We start from the raw sequence: 22,917 nt of genomic DNA, 5'->3' as shown, positions 1-22,917 counted from the left end.
CAGTGGAGGATGTCTTATGAAATGGAATCGCGCGCTTTTTATTACGACCTTCCTGCTGCCGACCTTCGCGGTGTTTCTGGTGTTCACGATCTATCCGTTATTCCGCGGCTTGTATCTAAGCTTCTTCGACTGGTCCGGCGGCTCGGAAACGATGAATTTCATCGGGCTCGGCAATTACCGGGAGCTGCTGTCCGACGAGATTATCGGTCAAGCGATCAAAAACGACTATTTTCTCGTCTTCTGGAAAGTGGTTTTGATCATGCTGATCGCCACTTTCTTCGCCGTAGCTCTGACCCGGCTGAAGCTGCGGGAGTACGGTTTCTACCGCGTCGTTTTCTTCTTCCCGAACATTATTTCGGTCGCGGTCATCGGCGTGCTGTGGAGCTTCATCTATAATCCGCAGCTCGGCTTTCTCAATGCGTTCCTGTCGCTCTTCACCGACAAGCCGGTCGAGACGAACTGGCTGGGCGACGCGAAGCTCGCCATGTGGTCGCTGCTGCCTCCGAGCGTATGGGCCGGGATCGGCTTCTACATGATTCTGATCATCGCTTCCATCCTGGCGATTCCAAGCTCGCTCTACGAGGCTGCGGAGATCGACGGCGCCGGGCAGTGGCATCAGTTCTGGAACGTGACGCTGCCGCTCATCTGGGAGCAGTTCAAAACCTCGGTGCTGCACATTGTCATCACCACGCTGAACGGGTCGTTCATTATCGTCCGGCTCATGACCGACGGCGGCCCCGACAACGCGACGCAGGTGATGGGCTACTATTTGTACCAGATGGGCTTCAAGCAGTATCACTTAAGCTACGGCGCGACCATCGGCGTCCTGATTTTAATCCTGTCTTTGCTGACCACGCTGATCTTGGGCCGGTTCTTGAAGCGGGAAACTATCGAATTGTAAGGAGGGATGGGTATGGCCGGGACTTCCGCCGCAGGCAAACCCGCACATGGCTTAGCGAAAGCGCTCGTCCGTTTGTTTCCTCTGGTCTGGAGCATTCTTGTCATTTATCCGGTCCTGTGGACCTTCTTCACCTCGCTGAAGGATAACCCGCAGGTGCTTCAGGGAAAACCGTGGGATCTGCCGTCCCCGTTAATCTTCGAAAATTACGCCAACGTCTGGAGCCGCGCGCACTTCGGCGATTATTTCGTCAACTCGGCGCTGGTCACGACAGGCAGCACGCTGCTCTCGCTGGCGATGGCCGCCACGACCGCCTACGTGCTCGCCCGCTACGAATTCAAGGGACGAGGCGCGCTCTATTTCATCTACGTCGCCTCCATGATGATTCCGACGATTCTCGGCTTGATTCCGCTCGTCTTTTTGCTCAATACGCTGCAGTTGTCCAATTCGCTGCTGGGCTTGACGTTGGTCTACTCGGTGGGGGCGGTCGGCATATTGCCCTTCGGCGTCTTCTTCCTCGTCGGCTTCTACAAATCGCTGCCGAAGGAGCTGGAGGAAGCGGCTACGATCGACGGCTGCTCGTATTTCGGAACGTTCTTCCGCATCATGCTGCCGTTGTCCAAGCCGGGGCTGGTCACCGTCGCCATTATGAACGCGCTGACCGTCTGGAACGAGTACATTATGGCAACCGTCCTAATCAACGATCCGACGAAATATACGGTTCCGGTCGGGATCGCCATCATGCAGGGGGAAATGCAGTACCGTACGGAGTGGGGCCCCTTGTTCGCGGGACTCGCCATCTCGATGATTCCGGTCATCATCGCTTACAGCTTATTTCAACGGCAAATTACCGGCGGGTTGACCGCAGGGGCGCTGAAGGGATGATACGCGGGGAACGTTTTCCCGACAAAATAAGGTCTGCTCCTTTGCCCGGTTGAGGGCAAGAAGCAGACCTTAGGTGTGCGTCCGGATCAGCGGTCGTCGAGCGTACCGGCCGTCCCTGGATCGCCTCCTAGAGCAGCCGCACGTGCGCCTCGACGGGATAATGGTCCGACGGATACACGCCTTCCCAGCGCTCGCGGTGTACGATCGTTCTCGTAAATTCGGCGCTTTCTGTGGCGAACAAGTAGTCGATCGGCTGACCTTCCGTACCGCCTTCGTAGGCATGGAACGTCCGGCCGACCTCCTCCTGCAAAATGTCGAAGGCATCGGCCAACCGCTTCTTCAGCGCGATAATCGCAGGATTGTCGGGGAAGGCATTGAAATCCCCTGTGAGCACGGCCGGTATCCCCTCTTCCTCCCAGCAGCGCCGGATCCGTTCCAGCACGAGGCGCGCGCTCTCTTCTCTGGCCCGCTGCCCCAGATGATCGAAGTGCGTGTTGAACGCATAGAAGCGGCGTCCCGACGCCTTCACCTCAAAGCAAGCCCACGTGCAAATTCTAGGCAGGCTGCTGTCCCAGCTCTTGCTGCCCGGCACGTACGGCGTCTCCGACAGCCAGAACTGCCCGCTCGCCACCGGAGCAAGCGCGTCATGCCGATAGTAAATCGCGCAGCATTCGTCGTGGAGCCTGTCTTCCTCGTTCGTCGAACCGCTCCGTCCTTCGCCCAGCCGGCTGTACGCCGGAAGTTCCCGGTCCAAGTCGAGCAGCATCGCATTCGTCCCTTCCTGCGTCCCTACGACAAGGGGAGCCGTCTTCTTGATGGCGGCGGCTGCATGCCGGATGCGGTAAGGCCAAGCGTTGCCTCCGTCTACGGGCGTATTTACGCGCAGATTAAACGTCATCAGGTTCAATTCCATCGCGGCCTTCTCCTCCAATGAGTGATTTACTTTGGCGTGAACGGATCTTCATAGATGGGCTTTTTCCATTTTCCATTGTCAACCATGAGGAGAGATCCCGCAAGAGCTAATCCAGCATAAAAATGTCCTCCAGCGACAAACGTGCCGTTTGTACGCTGAACATGTCCACTTCATGCAAGCACAGCACTCGGATGACGGCGGCAATGTCCGCTTCCTCCACAATCTCCGCCGTGAGGTGCCGCTCGTCCCAGCTTTGGATGCGGCAAACGCCCTGCTGCTGCAAAGCTTCGCGCGCCTTCCCATACAGCTCTTCGCTCCGCGCCGCCAGCTTGACCGTCACCTGCATGCCCGGCTGGAACGTCCGCTGCAGCTCTTCGATCGTGCCCAAGCCCGTGATGTTCCCCCGCTTCATGATCGCAATGCGCGTGCAGAGCTTCTCCACTTCATGGAGATTATGGGAGGTCATGAAGATCGTCTGCCGCTTGTCCGCGAGTGTGCGGATGAGCTGCTGCATCTCCAAGGCCGACTCGGGGTCCATCCCGGAGGTCGGCTCGTCCAGAAAAATCAGTCCGGGCTGTCCGAGAATCGCCTGCGCGACCCCCAGCTTCTTTTTCATCCCGAACGAAAATTTCTTCGTCTTCACATGCGCCGCCTGGCTTAAGCCAACCTTGTCCAGCACGTCCAGACATTCCCGCTTGGAGACCTTCAGCCCCTTCACACCCGAGAAATACCGCAGGTGCTCAAGCGCCGTATCGTTCCCGTAAAACTCCGTGTAATCCGGCAGCACGCCGATATGCCGCTTGACGCGGTCCAACTGCCCATGAGGCGTGCCCAGAATGGAAAACTCCCCGCCCGAGGGCCGGACGATGCCGGTCAGCATGTTGATGAACGTCGTTTTCCCCGCACCGTTGCGGCCGAGGAAGCCGAAAATTTCCCCTTGGTTCACCTGCAGCGATATGCCGCGCACCACCTCGTGCGGGCCGTACGATTTTCTCAGCTCCTTCGTCTGGATCGCAAGCATTACAGATCCCTCCTTTGCAGCAGCAGAATGGAGCCGCCCAACATGACGGCCGCCATCAGCAGAACGACCGCCCAGCCCAAAGATCCGCCATCGATAAAATAATAATACGGGGTCGCGTACTTGAATATTTTCAGCCATGGCTTGTCGGAAAACTGGCTCCACAGCCCGAACAGGGGGATGGCCAAGCCGACGAGCAGCCCGCTAAACATCGACATCGAGCGTCTTGGAATCAGACTGGACAGCAGCAGGCACATGGACACCATGTAGAGAACCATCACCAGCAGTTGGCCGAACGACTTGAAATAAAACTTTTCCGCGAACACCGTAATGATGCCGAACGATACCAGCAAGCAGACGAACCAGTACGTGAAAATACCGAGAAACTTGCCCAGTACGATCGACAGCCGCGACGTTTTGGTCACCAGAAAACGGATGGTCCGGCTTTCCAGCTCGCGATTCATGGTATCGTGGAAAAGGGAAAACATAAACAAAAATCCAAAGAGATAAATCAGCAGCACCAAGCCGCTGACATAGCCTTCTTCGGCTACCTCCTTGCCGAGCATCGCGCCGTTCTTCGCTATGAAGTCCGACAAATAATAAGAGACCGCCGTAAAAATCGCAATCGTCACGATCGAAAACACGCTTTTAAAGGACTGCACGAATTCTTTTTTCCAGATGGCTAACATCTTGCTTCTCCCCCTTCACTCCAACAGCATACACCGCGGAGCTAAACGGCGGCGAAGCACCGGATAAAGACAAGATAAATCATGTGCCGCGCCGTTTAGGTTCTGTTAATCCGGAAGCGTTATACTTAATGACAGATTATCTTTGGACTATAGAGAGGAACGATAGATATGGAAGAAACGGCTGTTTTGCTGGTGGACGACGAGCCGGCTCTCCTGCTGATGCTGGATATGGTATTGAAAAAAGAAGGCTTCCGCCGCATCGACCATGCCGAATCGGCCGCCGCGGCACTCGCTCGGTGCAAACGGAAGCGCTACGACATCATTTTGCTCGATGTGATGCTTCCGGATAAAAGCGGCTTCGAGATTTGCCCGTTTATCCGGGAAACGACGGATGCCCCGATCCTGTTCGTGACCGCGAAGGGCTCGGATCTGGACAAGCTGACCGGCTTCGCGATGGGCGGCGACGATTATATTACGAAGCCGTTCAATCCGCTGGAGGTCGTCGCGCGGATGAAGGCGCAGCTGCGCCGCTCCAAGCCGCAGGCGGAGGAACCGGGCAAGGCCGCCCGTACAAATGCGCTTGTCTACGATTACGGGCGTTTTCAGGTCGACGAGCTGGCCGGGGAATTACGCGTGGAGGGAAAGCCGATCGCCTGCCCCGCCCAAGTGTTCCAGCTGCTGCTCTTCCTCTGCAAGCATCCGAACCGCATCTTCACGAAGGACCAGCTGTACGAAGCGGTCTGGGGCATCGACAGCATGGGCGATGATCATACGGTCATCGTCCATATCCGGCGCATCCGCGAGCGCATCGAGCGGGACCCGGGACAGCCGGATTACCTGGTGACGGTCCGCGGGCTGGGCTATAAGCTCGTCCCGCCGAAGGAGCTGCCATGAACCGGATCAGCCGCAGGCTCACCTTTCAATTCGTTGCGCAGCTGGTCTTGTTCATTGTGGTCATGGCGCTGGGGGCGCTCGTACTGCTCGTCTACGTCGGCCTGCAGACGGAAAAGCATGCCGGACCGGATTCCGAAGGCATCCGGGGGTTAGGAGCGTTCCGCTCTTCGTTTACCGTGAAGGGCGGTCAAGCCGTCGTCGACGCCGCGTGGGCGTCCGCCTTACCGGAGCGCGGCGGCTGGCTCCAGGTCGTGAGCCCGGAGGGGCGCGTGCTCGCCTCATCTGCGGCTCCCGCCGATGTTCCCGGGCAATACGCGCCGGGAGAGCTGTTCGCCTACTGGAAGAAAAAGCTTCCTTTTCCATACGCACTGACCGTCAATCGGGTGGAGAAGGATGACAAGACGTACGTCGTCGTCTACGGCGAGAAGCGCAAAGCCGAACAGGCTCTGCAGCAAGCGCTGCCCGCCTTCGGCGGACGGGCGTTATCGCCGGCAGGCGAGCAGGCGCTGCGGCAGCAGCAGGCTTCGCTGTACATTTACGACGCCGACGGCCGGCTGCTCCACGCATTCGGAGAGAGCCATGCGCTACGCCCGGAGGCTTCGCTCGGCGACATGCTGGGAAACGCCGCAAATGCCAGAAAGACGGAGGCGGAGGAAGCGGTGTATTTTGACCCTGCGACCCGGCAGACGTGGATCGTCCGCACCTCGGACGGGATGGCCGCCGAAGCCGGGGAAGGGTTTGATCGGATGATCTCGAATGCGTTCCTCACCTATTTTATCGGTCTGGCCGCGTTCATTCTGCTTCTCTCCTACGTCTACGGCGTCCGCTTCGGCCGTCCGTTCCGGGTGATGCTGGAATTCATCGAGCAATTGGCTTCGGGGAACTATGCGCAGCCGCCCCGGACGGGCAAGGAGAAGTCCGGCGACAGCAGGAATCGGCTCAGGAAGCCGAAGGGGACCTTCCGGCTGTTCCGGGAGGTGAACGAATCGCTCGAAGGCTTGAGGTTGGAGCTTGCCCGCAGCGAGCAGCTGCGGAACCGGCTTGAGCAGACGCGCGAGGAATGGATTACCGGCGTATCCCACGACTTGAAGACGCCGTTATCGTCGATCAGCGGCTACGCGCATGTGCTCGAATCGGCCCCGTACTCCTGGTCCGGGGAGGAACTGCAGACGATTGGCCGCACCCTGCGCGAGAAGTCCGATTTCATGTCGGAGCTGATCGAGGATTTGAGCCTGACGTACCGCTTGAAAAACAACGCGCTGCCGCTCGATCGGAAGCCTTCGGATGTGAACGAAGTCGTGCGCCGGGCGGTCGTCGCCTTTATGAACGATCCGCAAGCGGCCTCCTACGCCATCACGTTCTCCCCTTCGAGCAGCCCGATCACTTACCCGATCGACCGCAAATGGTTCACTCGCATCGTCGACAATATGATCTCCAACGCGATCAAGCACAACCCGGCGCAGACGGCGATCGACATTGCGGTAAAGGACGAGCCCGGACGCGGCTTCTCGGTCACGATCCGCGACAACGGCGCGGGGATGGACCCGAAGACGCTCGACCGGCTGTTCGATCGCTACTACCGCGGCACGAATACGGAGGAAACGACAAGCGGCTCGGGCCTCGGCATGACGATCGCCAAGCAGTTGACGCTGGCGCATGGCGGCGAGATTACCGTACGCAGCGAGCCGGGCGAGGGAACGGAAATCGTGCTGCGTTTTGGCGGAGCTTAAGGTTTTAGATTCAGGTTTACTCTCCCTTGTAGTAACGCCGGGTTTATCGTCCTCACACCGCTACGCTCCGGCTCTCAAGGGAGGGGCACCGGGTCTCAGCCTATAAGATAAAAAAATATACGCCTGCTCCGCGCTTTATTTGTCATCAATTATTTTATTTTTTATAATTTATCCTATTGTGGAATAATTTTACATATGATACATTGGACTTAATTCTATATAAAGAAAGGAGGAAATTGGAAAAGCATCATGGGCTGTCATTAAAAATTCAAATGGGGAGATGATTTACGTTGAAAAAAACATCCAAGATTTTATTTATGGTTATTCTCATGTTAAGCCTGATACCGGCTTTAGCTGCAAACGCCGGCCCGGCTCCGCCTTTAACAAGCTTTCAAATCGTTGGCTTCTCTTGGCCTGCCCTATGGAACAACGGACTTCAGTATTATGACAAAAGCTATGCTTCCCAGGTCAAAGTGCCCAGCAATACCGTATACATCGTGACCAAAACGGTTGGCTATGGCAACCTGTACTATAACGGAACAAGCCCTAATGTGGTGCACCGGCAAAATATCGTGAATGCCAATCGGGAAGTTACCGGCTGGTACGAAGTATTCTCCGTATCGAATTTATCAAGAGGCTTTAACTATTTTAATCCGTACTCCATTGGCGTGAACGGAGGAGGCATCAAATACGACTCGATTAATCTCGATATTCAGCCATAGGCGCTTTGATGCAATACGAAAAAGGTCTGCCCGCCGTCCGAAGGACAGCAAGCAGACCTTTCTTCATACAAGTTTACCCGATCACCGTCAGTTCCTTCGGGAACGACGTCAGCACCTCGACGCCGCTGTCGGTTACCCGGACGTCGTCTTCGATGCGCACACCGCCAAGCCCCGTAACATAAATGCCCGGCTCGACCGTAAAGACCGCGCCCGCAACAAGTAGATCGGCGGTTCCGGCATGAATCGACGGGAACTCGTGGATATCGATGCCGAGCCCGTGCCCGAGCCGATGCACGAACTGCGGACCGTACCCGGCCGCCTCGATCACATCTCTGGCCGCCTTGTCGATGCTGGCGTACGTCACTCCGGGCCTAGTCGCCTCAATCGCCCGCAAATTCGCCTGCAACACCGTATCGTAGATGCGCTTCAGCTCGTCGTCGACATCTCCGACGGCGAAGGTCCGCGTAATGTCGGAGGCGTACCCGTCTGCGAAGACGCCCATGTCGATCAGCAGCAGCTCGCCGCTTTGGATTTTCCGCAGCCCCGGCGTTCCGTGCGGCATGGCAGACTTTTCCCCCGCCAAGACTAGCGTGGAGAACGACGGGCCTTCCGAGCCGAGCTTCTTCATCTGGTACTCCAGCTCGGCGACAATCTCGATTTCCGTGACTCCCGGCGTAACCTTCTCCAGCCCTCGCCGCAGCACCTCTTCCACCAGTGACACGGCCCGCTTCAACCGTACGATTTCGTCTTCCGACTTCACGACCCGCATCTCGCGGAGCGGCTCATCCACATCGACGTATTCCGAAGCGCCGATCGCCTCGTTCAACTGTTCGAACCGGTTGACGGTCAGATGCGTCTTCTCCAGGCCGAACCGCCGGATTCCTCCCGGCAGCAGCCCCTTGAGCACGGCGTACGGATCGTCCGTATCCGTATGGGTAGCGAACGCGCCGATTCCCTTGGCCGCGCCCCTCGCGGGTTCCTCGTCAAGCGCAGGGACGACCAACGTCGGTTCCTCTCCCCGGGCGAGCAGCAGTCCAAGGAAGCGTTCGTGTGGGTCCGAGGCGAAGCCCGTCAAATAAAATACATGCTTCGGCAGCGTAATTAACACCGCGTCCAATTCATGGCTCTCCATATAAGCTTGCAGCTTCGCGATTCTGTCGTTCATATCCAATCTCCCCTGCCCTTCATGTTTTCATGCCGGGGCGACAAATCCTTGGTATAATGAAATCAAAGGCTATGAATATACGATGATACGAGGAGGTTTTTGCCTATGAACTATCATCTCATTCTGCTGGGATTCATCACCTATCTCTTAGCTTATCTGATCGGCGCGAAAAAATATACCCGTTTTTTATCCGGTTTCAACGAAAGCCGGGTCCGCAATAAAGAGAAGCTGGCGAAAATCGTCGGGACCTACAATCTGATCGTCAGCGTGCTCTTCATCCTGGCCGGCGCGCTCAACCTCCCTTACGGCAACGCACTCGTTCCTCTTGTTATCCTGGGATATGTCATCCTGCTTGTCTATGTGAACATGAATATGGTGGACTGACAGACCGTGGCACGATGTTCCCGACAGGCGGCGAAATGCCGCCTCGGGTGTGAGAGAGTCCGAATCCTACTTCATGTCGTTATATTTTCCGATAGCGCCTTGCAGCTTCTTGTTGAACTTTTCCGGCGTGCCGTCTCGATTCTCAAGAAAAAAGCGATTTTTCAAGTCAAAATCGTCGACCTTGCTCTTCTTGTTCATACGCTCGATAATTCCGGAAGCAGCCGCCTTAACCTCCTTGGCTTCGTTCACGTAGCTCTTCAGGTAATCGCTTCGGAGCCTTTCTTTCTGCACCCGAGCGTCGTCTTGCGATTGTTGTGTCAGATTTTTAAGATCCTCGACCAGCACGTCGTACTTCGCCTTAAACTTGCCCATATCCAGATCCAGAATGTTTTTGGCCGTTATCCCCTGCTCCTCCATCTCGACGGACAACGCCTCGGCATCCGCTAAAAACTTCAGGGCGCTGTACTGGACCTGCTCGTCATTGTCCTGAAATTTCTTCAGACTTTGCTGCCTGCGCTCGGCTCCCATGCCGGCCATTGCCTTCAAGAACTCGTCCGCGGCGGCGTAATAAGCGTCCCTCGCCTTAATGATCTTCGGATGCAGCTCCTTGCACTTGGCAAAGTTGTCGTCGACATATCCTTTGGTTTCGTAGTAATCGTGAGCCTCGGACAGGACGGCGATCAGGTCGTCCATCACCGGCTTCAGCTTCACAACCGCAGGGTCCACAGCCGGAAAGGCAGGCGTTTTCTCGGCGAAGCCGAACTGCTTGTTCAAGTTGCTCTTGTCGTTGTCCGAAATCGACAGCATCGTGAAGCTGAAATGCTTTTCGATGATCGGCTGCTCGCCGTCCCCGAGCTTATCGACGTACCGGGTTAACGCTTGATCCAAGCGGCCTGTCATATAATTATTGAGCTGCACATACGCGTTATATTTCCCGATTTCCATCGCCTCTTCCAGGGCCGCGATGTTCGCCCCGTCGCTTTTTTTCGTACCCGACTCCCCCGAGGCTTCGCCTCCGGACGGTTTGTCGGCCGTCGTGCCACTTGGTTCCGCAGCCGGCCGGTTTATTTTCAGATTAGAGCAGGCGGTAAACATCGTGCATAGCAGTGCGAACGCAACAAAAGAGCTAAACTTTTTCAAAATACAAGCCTCCAAGCTGTTTAAATTTTCGGTTCAGACCTAGCAAATAGATAACAGCTTGTTTTATCGGCGAATCGGTTTGAAAGCTTTAGGTTAAATCCCAGTTAAGTGGCAATTTTCACAGTTCTGAGCATTACAAAAAAATAAGTCCCTTTTTTACTCGGCTGATGCACCTTTTTTCCATATTGGATCGTCTGTACAATAGCAGAAATTTCTTCCTTTTTTTCCGCCAGGGGCACCATGTTGAAAAAGTTAGCCGAACGGATGCGTCCGCCAAGTAGCGGACTTCCCATTGCATCCAGAATCAATGTCTTTTTCTTTATTACGTTTTGTTTGTTCTCGATCTTGATTCTTCGGCTTGCCATGCTTCAATTTGTGGAAAGCCAACATTTGAAGGATGAAGAAGCCAACCATAAAAACACGCCCATACCGCCCACCCGGGGCAATATTTTCGATCGCAAAGGCGCTCCGGTCGCCTATACCACGCCTACCCAATCGCTTTATTTTCGTATCGAGCAGGGGCAAACGCAGGATGAGATCATCGCTCTCGCGCGCGAGCTGGAACGAATTTTCTCGGAGCGCGGAGCCCCGTCTCCCAAAAAGCTGTCCGCCGAAGACATCATCAGGCTGGTGGATGTCGGCTACGACCTAACGAAACAGGAAACCAAGAAGCCCTCCTTCTACTTCGTCCCCCGCCGGATCAAGACGGATCTGACCCGCGACGAAATCGCGTAAATCGGGGAGTGGCGCGATGAACTGAAGTGGGTTCAAGTCATCGAGGAAAGCACGCGGACCTACGACCGGGACAATACGGTTGCCGTTCAATTGGTCGGTTATCTGAAGCCGTTCCCCGCCGCCCGGGAACCGAAGAACGGACTTCCCTTTTATAAAACGAAAGAAAATACGGAGGGCTACGTCGATACGGAGGATGTCGGATTCGATGGCATCGAGCTGATGTACCAGAAGGAGCTGCGGGGCGAAAGCGGATACAAAGCATTCCCGGTCAATGCGGCCAATAAAATTGTCGGCCCCGAGGTGACGCTGCAAGCTTCGAAGAAAGGCAACCACCTGTATTTAACGATCGATAAAGATGTCCAGCTTATCACCGAACAAGCCATCATGGACCATCTGGCGACGCTGCAATCGTCCAGCAATCGGTTCGCATACGCTCCGAATGCCCGGGCGGGGTATGCGGTTGCGATGGAGGTGAAGACGGACAAAGTGGCCGCCATGGCCAGCATGCCGGATTACGATCCGAATCTATGGATCGGCGGAATCTCGAAAAGCAATTACGACAGCATCCAGCCTTTTGTCAATAATGGCACCATTACGACCGCCTACGGCAATTTTCCGGAGGATGAAAGGAACAAGCATCCCACCTCAATCGTCTATATGGGCTCAACGATCAAGCCGTTGTCCGTATTGATCGGCTTTAAGGAAGGCATCATCCATCCCGGAACCGATTATTACGATACCGGCGAATTTACCTACGGCAAAGACAACTCGCGCTTAACCAACTCCGACCGGGCCGCTTACGGTTGGCTGACGCCGGCCACGGCCATCACACATTCGTCTAATACGTTTATGTCGGCCAAAATCGGCAATCCGCTGCATTCGAAATACGGCGAGAAAGCCGTAGACGTCTGGCAGGATTATTTGGCCAAGTTCGGGCTGGGGGTTTCCACGCAAAGCGGCCTGCCGCGAGAGTATAAAGGCGCCAACGAGTTTAAAACGAACAAGGGCGAATCGTTCCAGTCGCGGATGGTATTTGCTTCCTGGGGTCAGAACGAACGTTACACGACGCTGCAATTAGCCCAATTCGCCACCACCCTCGCCACACGGGGAAAACGGCTTAAGCCTTTGCTGGTGGACAAGATTGAAAGCTACGACAGAGGCCAGCTGATCCAAAGGTTCGACGAGCCGGTCGTACTGGACGAAACGGAATTTGCCGCGGCTGAGTGGAACGCGGTTCTGCAAGGCATGGCCAATGTCAAGGTACAAGGCTTCGACGGCTTCCCGTACCCTTTTGCCAGAAAAACCGGCACCTCTACGCAATCCGTCGGCAAAAAGCTGGTCGACAACGCCGTCTTCATCGCTTTCGCGCCTCTGGATCATCCGACGCTCGCCGTAGCCGTCGTCGTCCCGGAGGGCGGATTCGGCGCATGGGGCGCCGCCCCGATCGCCCGCAAAAATTTTCGACGCGTACGACCAATATTACGGCCTGGACGGCGTGCCCAAGGGAACCAAAGGGTCCGCCGATAAGTAAGCATTTGTTTTTTCATCCATTTCCCCACGCTTGAACAATTGAGTAATGAGTGAGAACCACCTTGTTACTGAAATAGAGCCACGATGTTAGTCGTGAGGAGAAAAGTTAAGTCAAGAGAAAAAGAAAGAGAGTACCTCAACGCGGTACTCTCTCGGGAATACTTGAAGCCTTAGCTTAAGTATTCCTTTTTTTTATCGTCCAAAGGAATCGTGGAAAAATCCATGTTCACGTCTCAATGATTTAAAATATTGTCCTCCAATACGGTGAACTTATCGCCGTATTCTTTAATAATATGGCGCTCTCCCCAGGAGCAAAGCGCATCCAGAATCGGCTTGAGGCTCCACCCGTATTCGCTCAGCTCGTATTCAACCTTGGGCGGCACTTGATGATACGTAATCCGGTTGACGATCCCGTCCGCCTCCAGTTCCCGCAGTTGCTGGGTCAGCATCTTTTGCGTAATGCTGGGCATAATACGCTTGAGATCACTCGTCCGCTTCTTTCCGCGCGTCAAGTGACAGAGAATCACACACTTCCATTTTCCTCCGATGACTTCCAAGGTCGCTTCCACCGAAATATTATACTTCTTATTGGTTCCTGTGCTCATGCGGAGTCCTCCAATTTCTATAGGCACTTTTTAGTACCTATCGTACTTTAAAGTACGTACTAGCCAAAAATGCTTGCTCCTCTCATAATAGCATATATCGGCCGATGACTACCACGATATTACCACGATTCGAGGTGAGAAAACTTGCAATTGGATCAAAAACGAAGTATGTTCGCGCTTCTGGCTCTGGCCATCAGCGCCTATGCGATCGGAACTACCGAGTTTATCAGCGTGGGGCTGCTGCCCCTAATCGCCGAAAACCTTCACATATCGGTCACAACGGCAGGACTGACCGTGACGCTGTACGCGCTTGGTGTCACCTTCGGGGCACCCGTGCTGACCTCACTCACCACGGGAATGTCCCGCAAGTTGCTGCTGATCGCCATCATGGTCGTTTTTATCGCCGGCAACAGTCTGGCGGCGGCTTCCGGAAGCATCGGCGTCCTGTTGATCGCCCGCGTGCTATCCGCTTTGTCGCACGGCGTATTTATGTCGATCGCATCGACCATTGCCGCCGACCTTGTGCCGGAGAACAAACGGGCGAGTGCGATCTCCATGATGTTCTCGGGCCTGACGGTCGCCATCGTGACCGGCGTGCCGCTCGGTACCTGGATCGGCCAACAGATGGGCTGGCGGGCGGCCTTCGTCACCATCGCCGTCATCGGCCTGGTCGCGCTGATCGCCAACCTGATCTTGATCCCCGCCTCGCTGCGTAAGGGCGTTCCGACCCCGGTGCGTGAGCAGGTGAAGCTGGTGACGAATGGCAGGCTGCTGCTTGCGTTCGCCATCACGGCTCTCGGGTATGGGGGCACCTTTGTCGTATTTACTTATTTATCCCCATTGCTGCATGAGATAACCGGATTTGCCGAAAGCACGGTAGCGGTCATCCTGCTGCTTTACGGCGTTGCGATTGCGATCGGCAATGTCATCGGGGGAAAGGTGGCCAACCGCCGGCCGCTCAAGGCTCTGTTCCTTATGTTCATCCTGCAGGCGATCGTGCTGCTGGTGTTGATGGTGACCGCGCCATTCAAGGTAGCCGGGTTGATCACGATCTTCTTCATGGGCCTGCTGGCCTTCATGAACGTGCCCGGGCTGCAGATTTATGTCGTCATGCTGGCCGAGCGCTTCGCGCCGGGAGCTAAGGATGTCGCTTCCGCCGTCAACATCGCCGCGTTCAATGCGGGCATTGCCATTGGGGCCTATCTGGGTGGTGTGGTCACCGATTCGATGGGATTGATTCATACCACCTGGATCGGCGCTGTTATGGTCTTGGCCGCGGTTTTGCTGACCGGCTGGAGCATAGCACTGGAACGCAAGGGCGAGCCGGTTCGTGCCGTGCGGATGGGGCCGGCCCGGTCTTGACTGTCGAGCTCTGTTTCCGAAAATCTGGGTATCATCCAAGCAGCCACACGCAAAATGGCTAGGGCCATTACCAGCTCCAACAAGACATCATGTATCCAAATATACCAATTACCCTACTGGAGGTTTTATCTATGACAACGCATCTGCAAGCAACTACGACTCTAAATAACGGAAAGGCTATGCCTTGGTTCGGCATCGGCGTATTCAAAGTCGAGGACGGTCCCGAGCTCGTGGACGCGGTCAAAGCGGCTGTCGCCCATGGCTACCGCAGCATCGACACGGCGGCCATCTATGACAACGAGCGCAGCGTAGGCCAGGCTATCCGCGAAGCCCTCCAAGAAACGGGACTCTCCCGCGAAGACCTGTTTGTCACTTCCAAGGTATGGAACGCCGATCTTGGCTATGAAACGACGCTCGCCGCCTATGAGACCAGCTTGGAGAAGCTGGGGCTGGATTATCTCGATCTGTACCTGATTCACTGGCCGGTGGCCGGCAAGTACAAGGACGCTTGGCGTGCGCTCGAAGCGCTGTACAAGGCCGGACGCGTCAAAGCGATCGGCGTCAGCAACTTCCAGATTCATCACCTGGAGGACCTGATGAAAGATGCCGAGATCAAGCCGATGGTGAACCAGGTCGAGCTCCATCCGCGGCTTAGCCAGCAAGCGCTGCGCGACTTCTGCGCCCGGCATGACATTCAGATCGAAGCATGGTCGCCTCTGATGCAGGGCCAGCTGCTGGACAACCCGGTGCTGCAGGAAATCAGCGCCCGTCACGGCAAGTCGGTCGCCCAAGTCATTCTGCGCTGGGATCTGCAGCACGGCATCGTAACGATTCCCAAGTCGACGAAGGCTCACCGGATTATCGAAAACGCCTCGGTATTCGACTTCGAGCTGACGAGTGAAGAGATGGCCCGCATCGATGCTCTGAACCAGAACCTGCGGGTTGGACCCGACCCTGACAATTTTGACTTCTAAGAACGCTAGTTCCCCTAACTGGGGGCTGGTCAGCCTGTTGAGAAACCCTCAACAGGCTATTTCTTATGGATGGAGTATACCTTCAATCTGCCCAGATTTCTTTGTAGTGGGAAGCGATGGGATGGCTGATATTCTTGAATTTAAACTCCCGAACATAAAAAACTGATACGGATTAAAATCACCGAAGCGTACTTGAACTAAAATTTAACATGCCGAATCATCAATAGCGTAAAAAGTTCCTCTGCTTGCTCAAGGCGGGGAGCTTTTTTACGATTACTTTTAAAATCATTAACCTTTAACGTTTATCTAAAGTTCAAACGAATTTCTCTGCACGTTTCGTACATTGGAACTATTCCGGGTAAATGGAAAAAAGACTCCCGGTGGGGAGTCTTTATGACCTTACTGCTCTATAATATTTCTCAGATCGAGAATAAATGCGTGAAGGAACTGTACTTTGCTTGGAATGAAGCTAGCGAACCACCCGAATATTTACCTTCATCAAGTTGGTGCATTGCTTTTTGTTTTTGATGAAAAGCATATACTGGCTGCTCTGTTTCACATAGATCGTATTGTTTTCCGCTTGCTCTTTCCGGATCACCTGGTTGTTATTCCTAAGATCCACAAGCCACCAATCGTATTCGTCGGCGATAATCGAGGTGATGCGAATGCCTTCGTTCGGCTGGAGTACATAAGGACCGGCGGCCGCTACGGCACCAGGCTCCAAATGATACGTAACCTCGCCTTCCGGCGGCGCGACAATAATCTGCTGTTGAGGCACTTGCTGAACCGGGTTTCCCTCCGCTGCAAAGCCGGGGCTTGATACAAGACTTGCTCCAACCACGGCAATCGTTAAAGCAGTTGTCATTTTTTTCATTTCTTTATCCTCCTCCGAATAACACCGTGCAAAAAATAGTTTTGAGGTCTGGCCAGTTCCCTCAATCAATTAATACCATAACAACCCTTAATTTGGAATATTTTTCAATTAATTTATACGAACTTTTTATCCAAATGTTACAAATTTTTGAAGTTAACGTTGTCATTATTTCATTTAACCTCCCGGTAAAGTTGTGTATCTCCTGGGTCTCAGGCCAACCCGGTCTCGTGTTTTGACGAGGCACAGTGCCTTTTCTAACTGGATATACAGCCATTCGGCTTGCAAATCAAGGGCCGCCCGATGAAGGCTCGAAAACATCTTCCACGCTAATTTATGTAATGGCATTAATTGACCATTGGTCATTTTTATTGAACCATGTTACAAGCTTCATCGTTTTGAATTTGTCGCATCCGTTCACGTTCTTCGACGTCCAATCGGTCCTTAAGGGTAGGTTCGCTTAGACGAAGCTTAAAATTCGTGTTGACCCAAATGACTTGGACTTGCAGCTAAAATCAGCGTATCTCCTTCGCCCTCTTTCAAAAAGCTCCCGGCGCCTTATTATTCAGGCTTCAGGAGCTTTTTGTGCAGGATAGATTTTTTCCGAGGATACTGGAAGAAAGACGTTTAGAGATTCTTCGTTATTGTTTTACCTGTATTTCATCGATCAATGTCCACGCGATACTTGCAGGCTCTATGGTTACTTTGACATAGCGGTCCGTGATACCGGATAAATCAGTCAGCCTGTAGGTTTTCGTTTGATCGCTGGAACTGACGGCTGGTTTATGGACAACACCGATTTGCTTAAAAGAGATACTATCGCTGGAGCTGGAGAACGTAACGGTTTCGGGCAGTAGCACACCGGCTGATATGGCTTGCAAGAAATTGGCGTTCACTTCTTTGATGCTCTTGGAAGAACCTAAATCGATCGTGAACGAATAAGGGCTGGCGGCATTACTGCCTTGCCAAGCTCCATCCCAGGAGGATGTGGTTCCGAAAGCTCCGTCGGTTAGCTCGCCTCCGCTATCCGGATAGGAAGGATGAGCAGGTAGCGTTGAGGTATACTTTTTGCCGGATGCGAGATTGGTAGGATAATTTGTTTCCGCATAAGTTGTAACGGTAACGGGTAAAGACTGCGCAGAATAATTGCCTGCCGCATCAAATGCCTGTACTGTGTACCTATAGGAAGTGCTGGAGTTAAGCTGGCTGTCAGTAAAGCTGGTCGCATTCGTATAAGCCGTCCAGACCAGTTCATTGTTACGATAAATTTTGTAACCCACTATGCCGAAATTATCTGTCGAAGGAGTCCAATTCAGCAAATTGGTATCCGAGTTGACAGAGCGGCCTGAAAGATTGGTTGGAGTCGTTGGTGCAGCGGCATCGAGGGAACCGGATAAAACATAGTCTTTATACGTTGCGTAATATAACGGATTGACTTGCTGCGGGCTTATATAATGGTTGAAGCTAAAGCTTATATAGTCCGAAACATAAGGACGGACGGCATTTAGATCGGCAACTACTGTTTTGATATCCAAAGTCTTGAAGTCGGCAGTGAAGGTTTCCGCATTATCCCAGAACTGCATGGACGGCCGGGCGTTATTGATGGCTGTTTTTGTTGCGGAGAACCATGCACCCAACTGGCTTGTCTCGGCATGTCCGGCACCGACACCGTCTTGAAGGGCAAAAATATCCAAGGGACTCTTCGAGAGAATATACTCCCACATCGTTTGCCAACGAGCAGTTGTTTGACCGCTCGGATTGAAGAAGGGAGAAATCATCACGGTCATGGAGGAAGATTGCTGCTTGATATAGCTGCCTACGGTTTGATAAAAGGAAATTAACCGATCCCATTCTGTAGTCGAAGGTAAGTTCCAGTTATCGACCTCGAACGGAAGGTAAAAGCCCTTTAAGGAAGGGTTCGTCCCATATTTTGTCCACAAATCTCCAGCCAGTGTCTTGGAAATATTCGCTTCGTTAGATAGCCAGGTTGCATCATTCGCGTACTTGACGAACCAGTCCTGATTGATCTGTAAACCTAAATAAATATCAACTCCGTAAATATTGCCTTTGCTTAAAGCTTTTGCAATGAGATCGGCAGATGTATTTTGCGTATAGCCGGAAAGAGCGGTTGTCGGGTATACCGTGGTTTTATTTTTGCTGTCGGCCGTCCAATTCAGAATCAACTTGTTGATCCCAACATCCTTCATTTTCTGAAATTCGGTATTCCACTCCGCGTCGGTCCATTGATTGGCCAAATAAGGTTGGAGGAACGTCCCGCTTAAAGCGATTGAGGATGATACTTGCGCAGGAGTGACCTCCCATTCGTCAACAAAAGAATAGGTGCTGGGTGCACTTATAACTGTCATCTTCACATATCTGGCAGTTATATCAGAAGCCGCTGAGCAGCTATATGGAACGGGAGCTATGTCTACAGCGTCTCCTTGCTGGGAAACCGAGCAGGCTGTTATCCAAGTGGAATTATCGGTAGATGAGCTGAATTCAACTTGGATTGGAGTCTGAATGCCGGCTCCCGTGTATTTGTAAAAGTTCGTTTTGAAATTTTTAAATGTTTGGAGCTTACCCAAATCAACTGTAAAACTATAGCTTGTGTCATTAAATCTTCCCTGCCAAGCCGTATCCGCGAGCAGATAGGAAGCCTCTATGCCATCGGTCAGCTCTTTATTGTTTGTGTCCGGATATCCGGCATCAGCCGCGGAACTGGAGGTATAAGCTTTACCCAATAATAAATTCGTGCTTGTTGCATAGGACGGTTGAGGGTTGAATCCTGCCAGAGCGAATAGGGAGAATATCATAGTAAACAAGACGGTAATAGAGACGGAACGTAATTTCATGAAGGGACCCTCCTCGATAAATGATAGCTTGTGTGGAACCTTTGTATGTAGGGAAAAGATTTTATTGCATGGAATTTTCGGCCTCCTTTGCTGGGGAATTCTCTTTTATACCATAATTTCTTACAATAACATTATATACTAAATTTTGGGCAATGATAGATGATAGCTGGTCTACGTGACGCTGCTTATTCTTGCTTTGGCTAATTGCATATGAAGCAAATTCTCACGCTGTTCCATCTCTACTCTAAAAAGGGATATCAGCAAATTTTCCATTACGATCCCGTTAATTTTACCGTTTTGCTGCCGCACAAAGTTCAAAATAATATCTCTGCACGTTTCACACACTTGAATCATTCCTAATAAATGAATCTCCTCTTGTTGATAGGTTTCTACGACATCTTGCATACTTGCTTCCTCCAATCCCTTGAACAGAATTTTTTGGCTTTTCATTTTGAATATGAAATAAGCAACAAATGCAGCTTTTATATCCCGATTAATGGTCATTAGTTTAACTCTGATCTTTAAAGCGTGCCGCCCCCTTTCATTACAGATTTAATATTGGTAGAATTGCTTTAGCTGTACTATCTTTACCCTGTATCTGGAGCTTGGCGAACAGATCAACGAGCTGTACTTGATCGATCCGATGCTGCCGGAGGAGCTGCTCCCCGAAGACTGGGCAGCCCAAAGGATTCTCCGGCAGTTAACCGAATGCATGGCGCAAATTAGGGCGGCGATTCCGCACCGCCTACTCCCGTTATGTCAACTAGCTGTTGGACACAAAAAAAACAGGCCCCGAGCCCGGAATTTCCGGGCTTGAGCCTGTTTTTAAAATAAATCCAATTGCCGCGGGGCGAACAGCTTCAGCAGCTCCAGCATCTGCATCGCATTCGGCGAGCTCGTCCGCATTATACCGGAACCCTATTCCCTTAATCGAACATGTCCATCTGCTTGGGAGGAAGTTGCGTTGACTCTTGGCCTAGAAGCTCTATAAGCTGCAAAGCGTTAGAAGCAGCATCCCCGCCTGAATTATTGTTGAATATCACACAAACCTCCCGGGTTTCTTTTTCCAACTTCAAGAGGTTTTCCTTCCATTCAAGTAACTCTTCATGATTGTAACGATAGAGATACCTTACTTCTCGCCAGTCTTTAGCCCCACCCGAAGTCCAGCCAACCGTATTTCTCCCATGAAACCTGACAATGGTTAAAGCGTCGTTGGTTGGTTTTAAGACGATCGGAACTGAACCGGGAAAAACTTGAGGCTCATCACAAATACTATGAATCCAGCCTTCCTCGCGCATAAATAATAACGTCTTTTCTCTCATTTCCGTACTAAACCAGCTTTGATGACGAAATTCAAGAGCCACCGGAATATTCTTCATTCGTTCCTTAGCTGTTCGTAGCAAGTGTACATTATTACGGTTACAATCAAACCACGGTGGATATTGGAATAGAACTGCCTTTAACTTGCCCGCATCTAAAATAGGTTTTATCGACTCGCTAAAACTTTGGAACATCCCCTCCATATCCACTTCAGAATAATTTTGCCGGGTATGCCCTGTCATACCTTGGTAAGCTTTCACCAAGAATGAGAAATCCTTCGAAGTGTCTGATGCCCATCTGCTATACAAATCCTCTTTATGAATCGCGTAATAGGAACTATCTACTTCAACCAATTTAAAATATCTATTGTATTCTTTTAGCTTATCCTGCGGCCTGATTCCAGTCTTATATAACTCGTCATGATCTCCCCATCCAGCAAGCCCGATTGATATCATTTACCCACCACTTTTGAACAAGTTTAAAGCTTATACTACATTTTATCGGTATAGACCTGTAATCTCAAACCTATTTCGATGCAAATCGCCGTGCGATCGCCACGCACAGCACGACACCAATATTTACAATAAAGATAGGCCAACCCATTGACTCGTGCAGAACGAGAGCTGAAAGTAACAGGCCAAAGAAAGGCTGGAGGAGTTGTAACTGCCCGACCGCTGCTATGCCTCCCAGGGCAAGACCACGATACCAGAACACAAAGCCGATGAGCATGCTGAACAGGGAGACGTAAGCAAGGCTTAAGAGTGCCGCGCCACGGATACTAGCCCACGAAACCGGCATGTAATAAAACGAGAGCAGTGACATAACGGGAAGCGACAGAACCAGCGCCCAAGAGATCACCTGCCAGCCCCCTAGCCTCCGTGAGAGTCGTGCCCCTTCTGCATAACCGTAACCGCATACGATAATAGAAGCCAGCATTAACCCATCGCCTACCGGCGAAGATGCAGCCCCTTGTGTTAGGGCGAACCCTGCTACAAGGGAGCTGCCAAGAGCCGATAAGATCCAAAAGGCTGGCCGCGGGCGTTCACCGCCCCGCAGTACGCCGAAGATCGCTGTCGAAAGCGGCAGAAGCCCAATGTAGATAATGGCATGCGCGGATGTGACATACTGAAGCGCCAAGGCTGTCAGCAGTGGGAACCCCACTACCACGCAGAGCGCTACTAACAATAGCGGAACGATGTCGCTTCGGACAGGCCGTTGCTGCCTGAAGACGAGGAGCAGCACTCCCGCCAGCACCCCGGCAATTGCGGCACGGCACACGGTGAGGAACAACGGATCAAAATCCATCACAGCCAACCGTGTTGCCGGTAGCGAGCCGCTGAAGATGAGCACGCCTAGGAAACCATTGATCCAGCCGCTTGTCGTTTTGTTCATTACAATCACCTCAAATGTATCTTTTATACAAAAATGCACCGACACATTGAGATAACAAGGTGCGGAGAAATGAAAAACACACTTTTGTATGATATTTTGCATTATATTAGGTACAATATTTTATGTATATCGACCATTTCCCTATCTGTATGGGTACAGAAATAGAAGACCTGTTTCATATTTTAATATAAAAAAGAATCCCTACAACCGGATGGTCGTAGGGAACCTGGAGTCAAAATGATTTAAGTATTGATGGTATTCACAAGTTTACAGATGACGTCCGGTGATATAACGGTTCTTCCAATAGCCCGAGTTCATATCATAGATGGCAACACCCCGGCTTGGAGAGTTGCCGACGAATTTGCCGTTACCCAGATAAATACCGACGTGGTTGATTTTGCCCGGTGTATTGACGCTGAACATGACAAGATCGCCCTTCTGCAGATGCGCTTTGTCCTTTACCGGCGATCCGACGCGAGTCTGGGCACTGGAGCCCCATGGGATCGAAATGCCGTTTTTACTGAATACAAATTGGGTGAACGAGGAGCAGTCGAAAATCAGATGTTGCGGATCTTTTGTACCAAAGCTGTATTTTACTTTACCTTGGTAAGATAGAGCCGTATTCACGATTTGATCTGCCTTTGAGGCGCTCGCTGTTGCGGCCTGCGCCGACGGTGTAGGCAGCAGCAGGCTCGCCGAACCGAATACGGAAAGACTTAGAGCTATGCCCAATAACGATTTACTAAGGCGATTTTTCTTCACTTGTGACATGTTCGGACATCCTCCTTATGGATCCATTGGTTAGCCAGCTCGGCCACCAGAGCTACTGTACCATAGA

At 52.4% G+C, this 22,917-nt stretch carries 21 protein-coding genes and 1 pseudogene; 10 read left to right on the top strand and 12 right to left on the bottom strand.

Annotated features, from left to right (window positions below):
• Positions 1-16 precede the first annotated feature (16 nt).
• The gene (locus ET33_RS24665; protein ID WP_010500152.1) at positions 17-901 is read left to right on the top strand and encodes a carbohydrate ABC transporter permease; all 885 of its coding nucleotides are present in this window, start codon (positions 17-19) and stop codon (positions 899-901) included.
• A gap of 12 nt (positions 902-913) precedes the next feature.
• Positions 914-1,783: a carbohydrate ABC transporter permease gene (locus ET33_RS24660; protein ID WP_010500151.1), complete on the top strand. Its 870-nt coding sequence runs from the start codon at positions 914-916 to the stop codon at positions 1,781-1,783.
• A 127-nt stretch (positions 1,784-1,910) separates the two neighbouring features.
• Here ET33_RS24660 and ET33_RS24655 read toward each other — a convergent pair whose 3' ends face one another.
• From ET33_RS24655 to ET33_RS24645, 3 genes are all read right to left on the bottom strand, one after another.
• The gene (locus ET33_RS24655; protein ID WP_036688201.1) at positions 1,911-2,696 is read right to left on the bottom strand and encodes an endonuclease/exonuclease/phosphatase family protein; all 786 of its coding nucleotides are present in this window, start codon (positions 2,694-2,696) and stop codon (positions 1,911-1,913) included.
• Between the two features lie 106 nt (positions 2,697-2,802).
• Positions 2,803-3,717, bottom strand: a complete 915-nt coding sequence (locus tag ET33_RS24650) for an ABC transporter ATP-binding protein (protein ID WP_036688199.1) — start codon at positions 3,715-3,717, stop codon at positions 2,803-2,805.
• Complete coding sequence (locus ET33_RS24645) at positions 3,717-4,403, bottom strand: ABC transporter permease (RefSeq protein ID WP_036688195.1); 687 nt, start codon at positions 4,401-4,403, stop codon at positions 3,717-3,719. Before ET33_RS24645 ends, ET33_RS24650 begins: the two co-directional genes overlap by 1 nt.
• A 168-nt stretch (positions 4,404-4,571) precedes the next feature.
• On the opposite strand from ET33_RS24645, the gene ET33_RS24640 reads away from it, so the two are divergent.
• The 3 genes from ET33_RS24640 to ET33_RS24630 all read left to right on the top strand — a co-directional run bounded on the left by ET33_RS24640 (position 4,572) and on the right by ET33_RS24630 (position 7,749).
• A complete protein-coding gene (locus ET33_RS24640) occupies positions 4,572-5,297 on the top strand; it encodes a response regulator transcription factor (protein ID WP_036688190.1) in 726 nt (241 codons plus the stop codon).
• Positions 5,294-7,027: a sensor histidine kinase gene (locus ET33_RS24635; protein ID WP_036688187.1), complete on the top strand. Its 1,734-nt coding sequence runs from the start codon at positions 5,294-5,296 to the stop codon at positions 7,025-7,027. Before ET33_RS24640 ends, ET33_RS24635 begins: the two co-directional genes overlap by 4 nt.
• A 290-nt stretch (positions 7,028-7,317) precedes the next feature.
• The gene (locus ET33_RS24630; RefSeq protein ID WP_036688184.1) at positions 7,318-7,749 is read left to right on the top strand and encodes a hypothetical protein; all 432 of its coding nucleotides are present in this window, start codon (positions 7,318-7,320) and stop codon (positions 7,747-7,749) included.
• A 73-nt stretch (positions 7,750-7,822) separates the two neighbouring features.
• Here ET33_RS24630 and ET33_RS24625 read toward each other — a convergent pair whose 3' ends face one another.
• The gene (locus ET33_RS24625; RefSeq protein ID WP_036688180.1) at positions 7,823-8,914 is read right to left on the bottom strand and encodes a M24 family metallopeptidase; all 1,092 of its coding nucleotides are present in this window, start codon (positions 8,912-8,914) and stop codon (positions 7,823-7,825) included.
• A gap of 105 nt (positions 8,915-9,019) precedes the next feature.
• On the opposite strand from ET33_RS24625, the gene ET33_RS24620 reads away from it, so the two are divergent.
• Positions 9,020-9,298 (top strand): DUF3784 domain-containing protein, encoded by a 279-nt coding sequence (locus ET33_RS24620; protein ID WP_036688176.1) that lies wholly within the window; start codon positions 9,020-9,022, stop codon positions 9,296-9,298.
• A 66-nt stretch (positions 9,299-9,364) separates the two neighbouring features.
• Here ET33_RS24620 and ET33_RS24615 read toward each other — a convergent pair whose 3' ends face one another.
• Positions 9,365-10,438, bottom strand: a complete 1,074-nt coding sequence (locus tag ET33_RS24615; RefSeq protein WP_036688172.1) for a YiiG family protein — start codon at positions 10,436-10,438, stop codon at positions 9,365-9,367.
• Between the two features lie 240 nt (positions 10,439-10,678).
• Here ET33_RS24615 and ET33_RS24610 point away from each other — a divergent pair.
• Positions 10,679-12,704: pseudogene (locus ET33_RS24610) on the top strand (peptidoglycan D,D-transpeptidase FtsI family protein).
• 232 nt (positions 12,705-12,936) lie between these two features.
• On the opposite strand, the gene ET33_RS24605 reads toward ET33_RS24610, so the two are convergent.
• Positions 12,937-13,308: a winged helix-turn-helix transcriptional regulator gene (locus ET33_RS24605; RefSeq protein WP_036688168.1), complete on the bottom strand. Its 372-nt coding sequence runs from the start codon at positions 13,306-13,308 to the stop codon at positions 12,937-12,939.
• Between the two features lie 144 nt (positions 13,309-13,452).
• On the opposite strand from ET33_RS24605, the gene ET33_RS24600 reads away from it, so the two are divergent.
• Together ET33_RS24600 and ET33_RS24595 are read left to right on the top strand one after the other, a co-directional pair.
• Positions 13,453-14,670 carry an MFS transporter gene (locus tag ET33_RS24600; protein WP_081890475.1) on the top strand — a complete coding sequence of 406 codons (1,218 nt, stop codon included), beginning with the start codon at positions 13,453-13,455 and terminating at the stop codon, positions 14,668-14,670.
• Positions 14,671-14,801: 131 nt separating this feature from the next.
• Positions 14,802-15,644 (top strand): aldo/keto reductase, encoded by an 843-nt coding sequence (locus tag ET33_RS24595; protein WP_036688164.1) that lies wholly within the window; start codon positions 14,802-14,804, stop codon positions 15,642-15,644.
• Between the two features lie 469 nt (positions 15,645-16,113).
• Here the strand turns inward: ET33_RS24595 and ET33_RS24590 are convergent, their stop codons facing one another.
• The 3 genes from ET33_RS24590 to ET33_RS24580 form a co-directional block, all read right to left on the bottom strand.
• Complete coding sequence (locus tag ET33_RS24590) at positions 16,114-16,518, bottom strand: hypothetical protein (RefSeq protein ID WP_036688162.1); 405 nt, start codon at positions 16,516-16,518, stop codon at positions 16,114-16,116.
• A gap of 638 nt (positions 16,519-17,156) precedes the next feature.
• Positions 17,157-19,367 carry a DUF4434 domain-containing protein gene (locus ET33_RS24585; RefSeq protein ID WP_036688159.1) on the bottom strand — a complete coding sequence of 737 codons (2,211 nt, stop codon included), beginning with the start codon at positions 19,365-19,367 and terminating at the stop codon, positions 17,157-17,159.
• 171 nt (positions 19,368-19,538) lie between these two features.
• Complete coding sequence (locus ET33_RS24580) at positions 19,539-19,871, bottom strand: hypothetical protein (RefSeq protein WP_036688158.1); 333 nt, start codon at positions 19,869-19,871, stop codon at positions 19,539-19,541.
• Between the two features lie 139 nt (positions 19,872-20,010).
• On the opposite strand from ET33_RS24580, the gene ET33_RS37725 reads away from it, so the two are divergent.
• Positions 20,011-20,184, top strand: coding sequence for a hypothetical protein (locus ET33_RS37725; RefSeq protein WP_235206809.1), 174 nt, complete (start codon positions 20,011-20,013; stop codon positions 20,182-20,184).
• A 109-nt stretch (positions 20,185-20,293) separates the two neighbouring features.
• Here the strand turns inward: ET33_RS37725 and ET33_RS24575 are convergent, their stop codons facing one another.
• From ET33_RS24575 to ET33_RS24565, 3 genes are all read right to left on the bottom strand, one after another.
• A complete protein-coding gene (locus ET33_RS24575; protein WP_036688157.1) occupies positions 20,294-21,142 on the bottom strand; it encodes a DUF72 domain-containing protein in 849 nt (282 codons plus the stop codon).
• A 70-nt stretch (positions 21,143-21,212) separates the two neighbouring features.
• Positions 21,213-22,079, bottom strand: a complete 867-nt coding sequence (locus ET33_RS24570; protein WP_036688155.1) for a DMT family transporter — start codon at positions 22,077-22,079, stop codon at positions 21,213-21,215.
• A 267-nt stretch (positions 22,080-22,346) separates the two neighbouring features.
• A complete protein-coding gene (locus tag ET33_RS24565) occupies positions 22,347-22,850 on the bottom strand; it encodes a C40 family peptidase (RefSeq protein ID WP_036688153.1) in 504 nt (167 codons plus the stop codon).
• Between the last annotated feature and the right edge of the window lie 67 nt (positions 22,851-22,917).

The sequence above is a fragment of the Paenibacillus tyrphae genome, from assembly GCF_000722545.1.
In the GTDB taxonomy this organism is placed as follows: Bacteria; Bacillota; Bacilli; order Paenibacillales; family NBRC-103111; genus Paenibacillus_G; species Paenibacillus_G tyrfis.
The sequence above is the reverse complement of the archived record's forward strand: the minus strand, read 5'-3'. Positions and strand labels throughout refer to the sequence as shown.

Bases quoted from the DNA above. Each gene is read 5' to 3' on its own strand.
- ET33_RS24620 (WP_036688176.1), top strand. From the start codon at position 9,020: ATGAACTATCATCTCATTCTGCTGGGATTCATCACCTATCTCTTAGCT.
- ET33_RS24570 (WP_036688155.1), bottom strand. From the start codon at position 22,079: ATGAACAAAACGACAAGCGGCTGGATCAATGGTTTCCTAGGCGTGCTC.
- ET33_RS24585 (WP_036688159.1), bottom strand. From the start codon at position 19,367: ATGAAATTACGTTCCGTCTCTATTACCGTCTTGTTTACTATGATATTC.
- ET33_RS24635 (WP_036688187.1), top strand. From the start codon at position 5,294: ATGAACCGGATCAGCCGCAGGCTCACCTTTCAATTCGTTGCGCAGCTG.
- ET33_RS24625 (WP_036688180.1), bottom strand. From the start codon at position 8,914: ATGAACGACAGAATCGCGAAGCTGCAAGCTTATATGGAGAGCCATGAA.
- ET33_RS24590 (WP_036688162.1), bottom strand. From the start codon at position 16,518: ATGAAAAAAATGACAACTGCTTTAACGATTGCCGTGGTTGGAGCAAGT.
- ET33_RS24605 (WP_036688168.1), bottom strand. From the start codon at position 13,308: ATGAGCACAGGAACCAATAAGAAGTATAATATTTCGGTGGAAGCGACC.
- ET33_RS24660 (WP_010500151.1), top strand. From the start codon at position 914: ATGGCCGGGACTTCCGCCGCAGGCAAACCCGCACATGGCTTAGCGAAA.
- ET33_RS37725 (WP_235206809.1), top strand. From the start codon at position 20,011: ATGCTGCCGGAGGAGCTGCTCCCCGAAGACTGGGCAGCCCAAAGGATT.
- ET33_RS24575 (WP_036688157.1), bottom strand. From the start codon at position 21,142: ATGATATCAATCGGGCTTGCTGGATGGGGAGATCATGACGAGTTATAT.
- ET33_RS24640 (WP_036688190.1), top strand. From the start codon at position 4,572: ATGGAAGAAACGGCTGTTTTGCTGGTGGACGACGAGCCGGCTCTCCTG.
- ET33_RS24650 (WP_036688199.1), bottom strand. From the start codon at position 3,717: ATGCTTGCGATCCAGACGAAGGAGCTGAGAAAATCGTACGGCCCGCAC.
- ET33_RS24655 (WP_036688201.1), bottom strand. From the start codon at position 2,696: ATGGAATTGAACCTGATGACGTTTAATCTGCGCGTAAATACGCCCGTA.
- ET33_RS24595 (WP_036688164.1), top strand. From the start codon at position 14,802: ATGACAACGCATCTGCAAGCAACTACGACTCTAAATAACGGAAAGGCT.
- ET33_RS24580 (WP_036688158.1), bottom strand. From the start codon at position 19,871: ATGACCATTAATCGGGATATAAAAGCTGCATTTGTTGCTTATTTCATA.
- ET33_RS24665 (WP_010500152.1), top strand. From the start codon at position 17: ATGAAATGGAATCGCGCGCTTTTTATTACGACCTTCCTGCTGCCGACC.
- ET33_RS24565 (WP_036688153.1), bottom strand. From the start codon at position 22,850: ATGTCACAAGTGAAGAAAAATCGCCTTAGTAAATCGTTATTGGGCATA.
- ET33_RS24645 (WP_036688195.1), bottom strand. From the start codon at position 4,403: ATGTTAGCCATCTGGAAAAAAGAATTCGTGCAGTCCTTTAAAAGCGTG.